The sequence below is a fragment of the Mongoliitalea lutea genome, assembly GCF_014652135.1.
Classification (GTDB): domain Bacteria; phylum Bacteroidota; class Bacteroidia; order Cytophagales; family Cyclobacteriaceae; genus Mongoliitalea; species Mongoliitalea lutea.
This window is the reverse complement of the sequence record NZ_BMYF01000026.1, coordinates 1-12599: the sequence shown is the minus strand read 5'-3', so window position 1 is coordinate 12599 and position 12599 is coordinate 1. Positions and strand designations below refer to the sequence as shown.

Sequence of the window (12599 nt, the reverse complement as noted above, 5' to 3'; positions counted from 1 at the left end):
CACTGTTCACTGCTAACTGCTCACTCTTCACTACTCACTATTCACTGCCAACTGCTTACTTCCCGAAGGCAGAGGCTAAACCAACTCTGAAATTGCGATTATATACTTCCAAATCCGGTCTGGATTCGAGACTGAAAGGCTGCGTCAGGGCATTTCTCCAGTCAAAAGTGAGCGTAAGCTTTTCTACTTGGAAGCCAAACTGCAAGTTTATTCCCCACTCCTGATCTGGAAACTCCCAAGCGGGCCCAACAAAATCAATACCGGCAAATTCTGGTAATCTTTGACTTAAATGATGGCGAAAATAAGCCCCAGCGCCTACGAAAGCCCTTCCAACACCATCTTCCGATGGGCCTGTTGTCAGACGGATTAAAGCTGGTATGGTTAAAGAATACCTTCTCAATCTATCCTCTTCAAAGTACGGAGTAGTGCTTCCATTGGAATCAATCAATGAGCTTACAACCAATTGTAAATTCCTAGTCATATTCCAGTTTCCATATAGACCTGCCTCCCAAGCAAACACACCATTGGCACGAAAGGACTCTTGCACATGTCTGTTGTGTGAATTCCCTAAACCAATTTGTGCACCAAACTGAAACGCTTTGCCACCAATAACTTTTTCTAAACTAAAGGAAGGGATTGGTAAAAGTTCTGCCGTATTAGCCACCTCCAAAGTCAAGGCAGTTACGAACCGTGTAACCTTCGCCATGCCTTCATAATCCAACAAATCAGCAGTATCTTCTGGTTTGTGATAAGGAGAAATCAATCCTGTAAACACATGAATGGCAGGAATACCAATCTTGCCAAAAGGCCAAGTATCGGTACGCATTTCAATGCTTGCATCCATTTTTTTGATAGTCATTTCTTCTCTCGCCTGAGCTCTTGCCATGAGGTCTTTCGCATCCGCAAGCGTTTCCCATCCCTTCAACTCTAAGCCCTTTGCCTTACCCAGCATTCCGATCATATCCAAACTGAACATAGCCTTAATAGCGGAGTTATCAAATGGTTTATCAGCTTTCACAAAACGATCCGCTCCAATCAATCCAGACTCTTCTGCATCAAAGGCGATAAAGACCAAGGTTCGCTTGGGTCGCTCCTCCCCTTCAATAATCATCCTGGCAATTTCAAGCATGCCGGCCACCCCTGATGCATTGTCATCAGCACCTGGAAAAATTCGTTTTGTCCCGGATGGTAGTATCTCAAAGCCTACATGATCATAATGTGCACCAATGACAATGACTTCATCTTTGAGTTGAGGATCAAACCCTGGAATTATCCCGACAATATTTTTTCCATTGACATGAACCAACTGGGCTTTGTAGAAAAATTCATGTACATAGGAATTTCCTTCGAATGGCTCCAAACCAATGGCTTTCATTTGGGAAAGAATATATTGAAAAGCTTTGTAATGGCCCTCTGTCCCCAAACCTCTTCCCTCTAAGGAATCTGAGGCTAAAACTTCCACATGCTGCTCCAAGCGATCCTGAAGCACTTTTTGCGCAAAGGAACCTACTGAAACTGCATTTAGAAAAATAAGTACGGCGATAATGTTTTTGAACATAAAATATTGTTTTGACTAAATGGAACGACGTATAAAAGAGAAGGTTTTGTAGGTAGTTAAAGTCTGGAAGAATTAGCTCACCACTCTACTTCCGCTTTACCATTATTTTTCAAATACATATTTGCTTGAGAAAAATGAGCGCACCCCAAAAATCCTCGATGAGCAGACAATGGACTGGGATGAGGTGCTTTTAAAACACAATGTTTTTTTGAATCAATAAATGCACCTTTTTTCTGAGCATAAGCCCCCCAAAGCATAAACACCACATGCTCCTTCTGAGAAGCAATGCGCTGAATAACTACATCTGTAAACTCTTCCCAACCTCTACCTTGATGGGATCCTGCATGATGAGCACGGACAGTTAGTGTTGAATTTAAGAGCAGCACCCCTTGTTTTGCCCATCTGCTTAAATCACCATGAGCAGGTATAGATTTTCCCAAGTCTTTATTGATTTCTTTAAATATATTAAGCAAACTCGGGGGAAAAGGAATTCCTTCGCGGACTGAAAAAGATAACCCGTGAGCTTGACCGGGACCATGATAGGGATCCTGGCCTAAGATAACCACTTTCACTTCATCCCAAGGACATGCATCAAATGCATTAAAAATCTCTTTTCCTTTAGGATAGACCGATTGTGATTGATATTCCATCTTGACAAATGATGTTAGGTTCTTGAAGTAGGGCTTTTCAAACTCTTCTTTCAATTTAATTTTCCAACTATTTTCAATTTTTACATCCATTTTTTAATGATTCCGTATCAATTAAAGATTTTATGTATAATTTCGTCACATGTATTTAATTAAATAAGAAAAACAATGGTATCTGCTACGACCGAAGGAGTTAAGGTGACTGTAGACACCACTTATCAAGCTGATTTTTCAAATCCTCAGCAACATCATTATGTTTTCACTTACAAAGTAACTATAGAAAATCATAGTAGTACAACTGTTAAGTTACTAAAAAGATATTGGGAAATTCATGATGCTGGTGATGATTTAAAAATTGTACAAGGTGAAGGTGTAGTCGGGCGTCAACCAATCTTAGAGTCAGGGCAACACCACGAATATGTTTCAGGATGTAATTTAAAGTCCGGTTTAGGTAAAATGAAAGGAACTTATTTGATGGAAATTCTTAAAACAGGCAAACTAATTGAAGTTCAAATTCCTGAATTCCAATTAATTGCAACAATATTTGATAATTAATTTTACTTGGTACTTCCTTATCTTAAATACTGGTTTTTTAAATTGGATCAATACTCCCTTCAATCACCGAAAGTTTTCGAAATTTACACTAGACTTAAGGGATTTTTGAAAGAAGAGCATTCTTATGAAGCTGAACTTGAATTTATTCGTCAACAACTTTTACAAGACGAAGAACTATTAATCATAAAAGACTTTGGAGCTGGTTCAAAAAAATTAAAAAAAAATACCCGGAAAATATCCGACATTACCAAATACAGCACAAGTCAACTAAAATTTAATAAACTTTATCAATTCTTTTGTCAGGAAACACCCGCACAGTATGTATTGGAATTAGGTACATGCACAGGCCTTAACGCCCATTACTTATCTAAAGTCACTAAAGGAGTGGTGCATTCATTTGAAGGGAGCGAGGCTTTATGGAAAAAAGCTAAAGAATACCATAAGTCTGAAAACATACAATTCAATCTTGGAGAGATTAAAACAACTTTGCCTGCTATTTTGGCAAAATCCTCACATATTGACTTTGCTTTGCTAGATGCCACACACACGGAACCTGCCACTTTGCATTATTTTGAGAGTATATTACCCTATCTACAAAATCATAGTATAATTGCTGTAGCTGATATACACTGGTCAAGGTGTATGGAAAGTGCATGGGTAAAACTTATAAACCACCCTAAAGTAAGTTTATCTTTTGATTTTTTTGAATGTGGAATACTTTACTTTGATCCTAATCTTCCAAAGGAATCCTATATACTCGATATCTAACCTACTTAGGTAAAGCAATAGATACAAAGACCTCTGATCCCATTCTAGGAGTTATGGAGTTATAGCATTCTTCGATTTTCACGTGATTAAAATATTCCTGGAAAAGCCCTTTATAATCCTCTGGCCATCCGCCAAATGGAGGTCCTGGGATTTCAAACTCTTTACTGAACATTACCCCTACTAGTTTTCCTGAAGGTTTAAGAAGGCTGTGCATTTTCTTCACATAGGCTTGCCTGAATGAAGGATTCAATGCACAAAAAAAAGTTTGCTCTAGAATTAGATCATATTTACCTTCATGTTCGAAAAAATCTTGACAATGTAACTGAGAGATTGGGAACTTTGGGGAGTTTACTTTGAATTGATTTAGTGGGATTTCAGAAAAATCTAATACATGAACCTGTTCAAAGCCTAATTCGTATGCATACTGTGCCTCATAAGCATTGCCAGCACCTGGTATCAAAATCTTCAAGTCTTTATCAAGAATTTGGTCCAAATATTGCTTAAGAGGTGTCGTAGGAGTACCCACATCCCATCCAATTTGCTGGTTGAGGTACCTGTTTGTCCAATATTCTGAAGAAAGAAAGGTTTTCATTTAATACTTATTTCTATTTACTCTATCCAAACAATGGAAGCAAATAAACCATTCCAACAGCCAAAAAGAAATGATAAAAACAAAAATGTTTTAATTATTGTATTGGCAATTTTAGTGTTTTTAAGTGGAATCAAATTATACACTGACAGCAAAGACAAAAACAGAAAATCTGAAGAAATTATTCTTTTATCTGAGGAAACCTATGAACTTAATAAACGCTTAGATTCGATGACTTATCAACTTGATCTACGCATTACTGAAATTGAAAGGTTAGGAGGAGAGGTTAGCTCATTGAATGAAATCCGGGAACAATTGATTAGAGAGCGTGCAATTGACAGAAAAAGAAGCGTCGATGAAATAGCTGCTTTGAATAGACAAATCAATGACTACGCCAAAACCCTCAATGAAAAAGATCAGGAAATAATTCGTCTTAGAGAAATCAATCAACAGTTATATTTAGAAAATGAAGACTTGAAAAACACACAGGCTCAAATTCAAGATGAAGTTAGTCAATTAAATATTCGTCAAGAGGAGCTTCAGCAAAAAATAGATATTGCAGCACAGTTAAAAGCTGAAAATATAGTAATTGCGGCGGTCAACTCTAGAGGACGGGAACGTGAAGACGGTTTCAGAAACCGACAAATTGAAAAATTAAAAGTAACATTCAACTTTGCAGATAATAAAATTGCAGAGGCAGGCCCAAGAGATGTATATGTTCAAGTGATCGCACCAAACAATCAACCGATATTTGATATTGCGAAAGGTTCAGGAACATTTAATTTAAATGGAAAAGAAGAGTTTTTCACCGCACATCGGGATATTAATTTTATGAATTCAAAGCAATCTTTAAGTTTTTTCTACGAAAAAGGGAGTAATTACGCGTCTGGAATTCATGAAGTCCGTATTTATGTCGATAATTATTTAGTAGGTACCAAGACATTTGAGGTTAAATAATTCAAATTATCTGATTTACGAACTTTGAAACCAAAACAATATTAATTGTCTCATTTTGTATAGCTTTCCACGAAAAATGGTTTAAACTAGGCGAGATTTTTATTGAGACATTTCTTTGGAAAAACCCAAATAATATTCTACTTTTGCGCTCTGTTTATTGTAAACACAAAAAAAGTTTAACACATGTTCCAGAAAAATTATGAAACGGTATTCATCCTTACTCCCGTTTTGTCTGATGTTCAGATGAAGGATACCGTAGACAAGTTTGTAAACTTGTTGAAACAAGAGGGAGCAGACGTCATCAACGTTGAGAATTGGGGTTTGAAAAAAATGGCTTACCCTATCCAGAAAAAAAGCACCGGCTTCTACGTATTGGTTGAGTTTAAGGCATTGCCTACGTTGATCAAGAAATTGGAAGTAGAATACAGAAGAGATGAAAAAGTAATGCGTTTCTTGACTACTGTATTGGATAAGCATGCAGTTGCTTATGCTGACAAGAGAAGAAAAGGTGAATTTAACAAAAAAGCAGAAGCTAAGGAGGAGCAAGCCTAATGACACTTAAGAACGAACCTATCAACAGAGTTGAGAACAGAAAAAAATATTGCAGATTCAAGAAGAATGGCATCAAGTATATCGATTACAAAGATCCTAACTTCTTATTGAAATTTGTAAACGAGCAAGGTAAAATCCTTCCAAGAAGATTGACTGGTAACTCTGCAAAATTCCAGAGAAAAGTTTCCAATGCAATCAAGAAGGCTAGACATTTGGCTTTATTGCCTTTCGTAACTGACGGTTTGAAATAATCCGTTATTGTTCAGTTCTATCATCAATAATATTGCACGACAATGGAAATTATTCTAAAAACAGATATAAAAGGACTAGGTTATAAAAATGACCTTGTTGAAGTAAAGCCAGGATATGGTAGAAATTACCTTATCCCTCAAGGCTATGCAGTACTTGCTACAGCATCTAACAAGAAAATCTTGGCAGAAAACATCAAGCAAGCTGCTCACAAAGCAGATAAAATCAAGAAGGATGCAGAAGAAATTGCTGCTCAGCTTGAAAACTTAACGTTGGAAATCAAAGCTAAAGTAGGTGACTCTGGTAAAATCTTCGGTAAAGTTACTACACTTCAGATTTCTGATGCCTTGGCAGAAAAAGGAATCACTCTTGACAGAAAGAAAATCTCCATCAACATGGAAGTCGCTACTGCAGGAGAATTCGAAGCAGAAGCTGATCTACACAGAGAAGTAAAAACTGCAATCAAATTTGTAGTAGTTGGAGAATAATATCCCCATTACATAAAATAAAAAACCGTCACTTGTTGACGGTTTTTTTGTGCACAAAAAAACCAACTCTTTTCATTCAAATCACTAGCAAAGCCGGTTTATAAACAAAAAGAGTTGGCTAACATTTGTTGGATTACAATGCTGCTACTTTCTCTAGATCATCGATCAATTTTTTAGCAACAGCTTTTGCATTTTGCTCTCTTTTCTCTTTAAAAAGCGCCAGTGCTTGTTTACTTTTTTCGATTACCCCTACCGGATTTTGATCAGCCTGGAAGCTGTTCCAGCACCAAGATAATTCAGCATGAAGCTTTTCGTCCAACTTTAGCTTTTCAAGTTTCTCAAGAGTTGAAACAATGGTTTTTTCTGAAATTTTAACTGACATAATTTTGTATGTTTGGTTTGTTTTTTTCGTAATCATTGACTTTTACGCAACAAAACAAAAGATTAAATTTTATAAATGCAAAAAAATCAGCGAATTATAACAAGCAAACTAAAGCTCAATCGATTTCGCTCAACAAAAAAGAATAAAATTTCAGGAGCCAACGAATGATATTTTCCTATAAAATCAAGTAATTCAAATTATGGTAAGCAGAAAACAAAGTTTAGAAGAGGAATTTGCTAATAGCATCACCCATGGATTTGGCATTCTTTTTAGTATTGTGGCCATTGCTCTTTTGGTAACCTTCTCTATTTTAAAAGACTCTACAATACATGTTGTAAGCTGTAGCATTTTCGGAGCTTCTATCCTACTCCTTTATACATTTTCAACGCTGTATCATGCCGTACAAGAAGAGAAGGTCAAATCTTGGTTGCGGACTTTTGACCACATTGGTATTTATTTTCTAATTGCAGGCACTTACACACCTTTCTTATTAATAGCTGTGGGTGGCACAAAAGGATGGATTTACTTTGGGGTTATTTGGGGCCTTACGCTAATAGGTACGATCTACAAAATTTTTTACACCCATAGATTCAAACGGTTGTCATTAGTCTTGTATTTAGGTATGGGTTGGATGGGCGTTTTTCTTGTAAAACCATTGATGGAAACCTTGGACATTACTATCCTGACCATGATTGCGGCAGGAGGAATTGCCTACACGTTAGGTACAATTTTCTACGCCCGACCTCAGATGCGTTTTGCCCATACTATTTGGCATGTGTTTGTACTAGGTGGCACCGTATGTCATTTTATAGGTATTTTGCGCATGCTAACCGTTTAGACATTTCATAAAGGAGATAAATGATGGATTTTTTTCGACTGAAAGTAAGTGAATTATATTTTTTGTGTAAAAAACTTTGGGGCTAGATTTGCATAAAAAAAATAGACCCCCTACATTTGTGACACCTTAAGAAAAAGGGGATAAAAACTGACCGATGGTGTAACTGGCAACACGTCTGATTTTGGTTCAGAAGAGTCTAGGTTCGAGCCCTAGTCGGTCAACTAAGCAGCTTTACAGCTGCTTTTTTTATTTATGCGGTTTTAAAATTTTATTTTACAAAAAACCTCTTTTTGATATCAAAATTCCATATTTCATCACAATTAACAATCATTTAACAATAATATTTGGTTAGACTGGAGCAAATGATTTACATTTACTTACATTTCACCCTAAGTAAATTGTCTTCAATCAAATACTTAATCAAATATTTCATGAAACACACATTACTCAAAATGACTTTGAGTGCCTGTATCCTTTTGATGATGGTGGTCAATGCCTTTTCTCAAGGCTCTACTGCTTATCAATTCGTAGAGACATTCGAAACTCTTGGACTGACAGGAAACTCCTACAGGGATGGTTCATTTGTTGGTGTTAAGGGAATTACTTGGACATACATTCATGTCACAGGTGAACAAACTTATCCGATTAACGAAGAAGGCATATTACTTCGAAGATCAGGAGAAAATAGCTCTATCAAATCATCTGTCATTAGTGGTGGTATCCAAAACTTCAAAGTGGATATGCGAAAAGCATTTACTGGTGCAGGTGACAGACAAATTGGTTTATTTATCAATGAACAGTTAATAGCAAGCTCCATTACTTTTGGTAATTTTTCCGGAGGAAGTGATGAGGTTTTCTCATTTGAAGTTGAAAACATCAATATTGAAGGCGACTTTACTTTAGAGATTAGACACTTATTGGGAGGAACACAAAACCGCCAATTAGTAATCGATAATATTTCCTGGAATTCATTTGGAGATACATCCAACCCTCTCGATCCAACTGCAAGTCCGGTTTTTGATCCAAATGGAGGAACATTTTCCGGACAAACAAGTGTAAGCATTACTTCTGCAACAGAGGGTGCCGCAATTTACTTCACAATCGATGGAAGTACGCCATCCATCAATAGTACCTTGTACACTGGTCCAATCACTTTAGAAGAAAGCGGTACAATTGCAGCAGTAGCATTGGCTGATGGATTTTCTTTGAGTACTATCAGTACTACCACTTTTAACATTGAGCTGCCAGCAGTTCCTGCTGCGTCACTGCCATACAGTCAAAATTTTGGAGATTTTGTATTCCCTACAAATACCGTCATTTCAACTTTTGGAACAGATGAGGAGTGGTCTTTCACTGGTTCAAACCTTAATTATTCAGGTAATTTTGTGAGCACGCTCACAGCAGGTGGCTTTAGAGGTAATGATAACGTCCTTGGATACCAGCATACTGGAACTACAGGTACATTCATCAAAACCTTGACATTGGTCAACAATACTGGTAATATCATCACAAGCTTGGATATTTCCTATGTAGGTAGAGTCGAAAGAGCTACTCAGGGAAGAAGTCCAGCTTACACGGTCACACTAAATGGGGTTGAAATTCCTGAACTGGCTTATTCAACTCTGGAAAGTGTTGATCAAACGCTTACAGCAACAGTCCCTGACGTTTCAATAGCTCCTGATGAAACATTTACTATCAGCTGGTCTTCTGAGAGGGGTGGTCCAACTGGCGCAAGCAAAGTGATCGGCCTTACGGACGTTTCTGTAAAAGTAACACCGGCACCAGTATCTTTAATAGAATACCGCTTTACTGGAGAACCAGGGAATCAAATATCGACCCCTGGCATATCTCTTGACCCAAGAGTAGAAGGAAGAAGCATCAGCAGAGGTGCAGGTTTGGCCACTGCTGCCGGTGTAAACTCAATCAACTCCAATGGCTGGAACGCTGGAGATGATCGATTCTTCACCTTTGGATTCACAGTAGCTCCAGGTCAATTGGTAGATTTAACAGCACTTCAAATTGGAACGAGTGCTTCCAATACAGGCCCTCGGGATATGGCACTTGTGTACAGTGGTGACAATTTTGCAAGTACTTTGGCAGAATGGACACAACCCAACACTTTCTTGAATCAAATCATTGACCTTTCATCGCTACAAAATCTTTCAGGCGATGTGGAATTCAGAATTATCAGCACATCGGGAGTTTCTGCAAACGGAGGAACAGTTGCATCTGGTGGAACATCAAGAGTTACCAATTATTTTGAAGGTGTTAACACGGGCGCAACCCGATTTGTAGGAATTGTAAAAGATGCAGCTGGGGTTATTATTCCTAGAATTGAGTTGGATGTTGAAAACTTAGATTTTGGACAGGTAACCTTAAATACCACTTCCCCTACCCTAAGCTATCAAATCAATGGAACTAACTTAAGCAGCGGAGTAACAGTTACTGCCCCAGCTGGCATCCAAGTTTCCCTTGATGGCACGACCTTCTCACAAGAAATTATCATCCCTGCTGCTGATGTAATGACTACCAGCACTGTATTTGTACAAGTGTCAACAGCTGACGCTGGAAGTATCAATGCTTCCATTGTACACACTACTCAAGGTACTTTACCAGTGACATTAGGAGCTACAGCAACTATCTTTGATCCATTCAATATTGTAGAGGATTTCAATAGCATCTGTGTAGCGAATTTTAGCCCAATTGTAGGTGGCTGGAATCAAATCAGCGTGGAAGGTGATCAGATTTGGTCTTGCAGCAATTTTGGTAGGGCAGGAACTTCTGCTACGGCATCTGCACCATTTGGTGTTCAAATCAATGGCTTTGCTGCTGGTTCAGCGAGATTAAATGAAGATTGGTTAATCTCTCCTGCCTATGATTTAAGTGCTTTTGATATTCCATTATTAGAGTTTTGGAGCAGAGTTGCATTTGGTGGTCCTCGCTTGAAACTGAAAGTTTCCACAGATTATGTGGATGGGGATCCTAACTTGGCTACTTGGACCGAATTGGCTGATAGATTTACTCAGGCAGATGCTTGGACTAGTTCCGGAGAAATTAACCTTTCAGAATTCAGAGCTACTAACGTTCGAATTGCATTTGTATACACTTCTTCGCCTGAAACAGGTGCTGCTCGTTGGACTTTGGATGACTTCTCTTTGAGGAATTCTGATGTTGCACCAGCTCCTTTCTTGGCTAATAGCATTGGAAATGTTGATTATTGGCATTTTGGCATCCTTCCTGTTGGAAGTACTTCCACTGAAACACGTAGCTTCGAGTTTTCTTTGAGTGATGCAGTAAACGATTTGACAATTACTGCCGGTGAAGGTTTTGAATTCTCCAAAGATGGAGTAAACTTCTTCCCTTCCCTAACTTACAGTCCTTCTGAAAGCGGCAAAACACAAACCGTAACCATTCGCTTCAGTCCTATGAGCGCAGGGGCATTTAGCAGTCCGATTTTCTTCAACTCAGGAGATATTCAAGTAAGAAGAGGATTTCTAACAGGTGCAACGGTCGAACAATCAAAGACCTTAGATGTAGTCACTTGGAACATCGAATGGTTTGGCTCTACCAGCAACGGACCAAGCAACGTGAATCTTCAGTTAGAGAATGTGAAGAAAGTCATCGAAGACTTAGATGCTGACATCTATGCCTTCCAAGAAATTGCTTCCTTAAGCAGATTTAATCAACTATTGGATGCACTTCCAGGATATGGAGGGGTAGTATCTCCAGCAGCTTCCGCGGGAGGAGATTTCGCAGAAGAAGCTCAAAAATTGACTTACCTCTTCAAACTGGAGACAATTGACACGCTACAAACCAAAGTATTGTTGACAGGTGTGACTCCTGATCTTTTGGTAGATTATCCATCTACGCCAAATAGATTCTGGGCATCCGGTAGACTACCATTCTTGATGGAAATCCAAACCAAGAAAAATGGGGTGAGAAAAACAATCAATATGATCAATGTACATACTCGTTCGAATGGTGGTGGAGAATCCGCAGCCAACCCACGGTATGCCATGAGAAAATTTGACGTCAATGTATTGAAAGATACCTTGGATGCACAATTTGCCGATGTTCCATTGATCATTCTTGGTGACTTTAATGATGACTTAGATGAAACGGTGGCAGATTCCAATGCGCCAACTGTAGGCACTACAGAGACATCCTTCATCAACTACATCAACGATCCTGAAAACTACAACCCTATCACCATTTCCTTGAGTAACGCTGGTTTGAGAACATTCCCTTCATTTGAAAATGTTATCGATCACATGATCATCAGCAATGAAATGAATGATAGTTGGCTGTTTAATTCTGAACGCATCTACTTCCCATATGATTTGATTCCTAATTACAATACTACAACATCAGATCACTTACCTGTAAAAGTTAGGTTTGAATTGATTCCAGATCCAGAAATTACCGACGTTGATTTGATTGACGATCAAGTATTTACTGGTAAAGAAATAGAACCATCACTGGTTGTTAAATCTGGAAGTCTAGTCCTTACCTTAGATACAGATTATACAGTTTATTTTAAAAACAATATCAATGCAGGAAAAGCAACTGTCATAATTAATGGAATTGGTGATTATTCTGGAGAAATTGAAACTTCATTTAACATCCTCCCCAAGTCTATTAAAGATTTCCCAATAGAATCAATCCCTGCCCAAACTTTCAATGGCAGTCCAATAACACCATCTATCACTNGAGTTCCAAATACTACCTAAATCAATCGAAGATTTAACGCTAGATGCTATCCCTGCTCAGACTTTCAATGGCAGTCCAATAACACCATCTATCACTGTCAGAGATGGGCAAAAGGTATTGAACAACGGAACAGAGTTCACTGTCGTCTTCTCCAATAATACCAATGCAGGCAATGCGACTGTGCTTATCTCCGGAACTGGCAACTATACTGGTTCCATCTCAACAGAGTTCCAAATACTACCTAAATCAATCGAAGATTTAACGCTAGATGCTATCCCTGCTCAGACTTTCAATGGCAGTCCAATA

General features: G+C 38.2%; 13 protein-coding genes and 1 tRNA gene. 10 read left to right on the top strand and 4 right to left on the bottom strand.

The window, feature by feature from the left end:
* Positions 1–55: 55 nt before the first annotated feature.
* Positions 56–1558 (bottom strand): M28 family metallopeptidase, encoded by a 1503-nt coding sequence (locus tag IE080_RS17335; RefSeq protein WP_189585741.1) that lies wholly within the window; start codon positions 1556–1558, stop codon positions 56–58.
* Between the two features lie 77 nt (positions 1559–1635).
* Complete coding sequence (gene ung, locus IE080_RS17330; RefSeq protein ID WP_189585738.1) at positions 1636–2298, bottom strand: uracil-DNA glycosylase; 663 nt, start codon at positions 2296–2298, stop codon at positions 1636–1638.
* 75 nt (positions 2299–2373) lie between these two features.
* Between ung and apaG the strand changes: the two genes are divergently transcribed.
* Both apaG and IE080_RS17320 read left to right on the top strand, forming a co-directional pair.
* Positions 2374–2760 (top strand): Co2+/Mg2+ efflux facilitator ApaG/CorD, encoded by a 387-nt coding sequence (gene apaG, locus IE080_RS17325; protein WP_189585735.1) that lies wholly within the window; start codon positions 2374–2376, stop codon positions 2758–2760.
* A gap of 105 nt (positions 2761–2865) precedes the next feature.
* Positions 2866–3528, top strand: a complete 663-nt coding sequence (locus tag IE080_RS17320) for an O-methyltransferase (RefSeq protein ID WP_229800711.1) — start codon at positions 2866–2868, stop codon at positions 3526–3528.
* Position 3529: 1 nt separating this feature from the next.
* On the opposite strand, the gene IE080_RS17315 is transcribed toward IE080_RS17320, so the two are convergent.
* Positions 3530–4120: a methyltransferase domain-containing protein gene (locus IE080_RS17315; RefSeq protein ID WP_189585729.1), complete on the bottom strand. Its 591-nt coding sequence runs from the start codon at positions 4118–4120 to the stop codon at positions 3530–3532.
* Positions 4121–4153: 33 nt separating this feature from the next.
* Here IE080_RS17315 and IE080_RS17310 point away from each other — a divergent pair, with 33 nt between their 5' ends.
* The 4 genes from IE080_RS17310 (at position 4154) to rplI (ending at position 6363) form a co-directional block, all read left to right on the top strand.
* Entirely contained in the window at positions 4154–5074 is a 921-nt protein-coding gene (locus IE080_RS17310; protein WP_189585727.1) for a DUF8428 domain-containing protein, read from the top strand.
* Positions 5075–5257: 183 nt separating this feature from the next.
* Complete coding sequence (gene rpsF, locus IE080_RS17305) at positions 5258–5626, top strand: 30S ribosomal protein S6 (protein WP_189585724.1); 369 nt, start codon at positions 5258–5260, stop codon at positions 5624–5626.
* Positions 5626–5877, top strand: a complete 252-nt coding sequence (gene rpsR, locus IE080_RS17300; protein WP_189585721.1) for a 30S ribosomal protein S18 — start codon at positions 5626–5628, stop codon at positions 5875–5877. Before rpsF ends, rpsR begins: the two co-directional genes overlap by 1 nt.
* 42 nt (positions 5878–5919) lie before the next feature.
* Positions 5920–6363, top strand: a complete 444-nt coding sequence (gene rplI, locus IE080_RS17295) for a 50S ribosomal protein L9 (RefSeq protein ID WP_189585718.1) — start codon at positions 5920–5922, stop codon at positions 6361–6363.
* 133 nt (positions 6364–6496) lie between these two features.
* Here rplI and IE080_RS17290 read toward each other — a convergent pair whose 3' ends face one another.
* Positions 6497–6745 carry a hypothetical protein gene (locus IE080_RS17290; RefSeq protein WP_189585715.1) on the bottom strand — a complete coding sequence of 83 codons (249 nt, stop codon included), beginning with the start codon at positions 6743–6745 and terminating at the stop codon, positions 6497–6499.
* Positions 6746–6944: 199 nt separating this feature from the next.
* On the opposite strand from IE080_RS17290, the gene trhA reads away from it, so the two are divergent.
* The 4 genes from trhA to IE080_RS19555 form a co-directional block, all read left to right on the top strand.
* Positions 6945–7583: a PAQR family membrane homeostasis protein TrhA gene (gene trhA / locus IE080_RS17285; RefSeq protein ID WP_189585712.1), complete on the top strand. Its 639-nt coding sequence runs from the start codon at positions 6945–6947 to the stop codon at positions 7581–7583.
* 148 nt (positions 7584–7731) lie between these two features.
* Positions 7732–7804: transfer RNA gene (locus IE080_RS17280), tRNA-Gln, on the top strand.
* A 141-nt stretch (positions 7805–7945) separates the two neighbouring features.
* Entirely contained in the window at positions 7946–12313 is a 4368-nt protein-coding gene (locus IE080_RS17275) for a chitobiase/beta-hexosaminidase C-terminal domain-containing protein (RefSeq protein ID WP_444543308.1), read from the top strand.
* 97 nt (positions 12314–12410) lie between these two features.
* Positions 12411–12599, top strand: a 189-nt coding sequence (locus tag IE080_RS19555) for a hypothetical protein (protein ID WP_229800709.1), incomplete at its 3' end; no start/stop codon positions are given.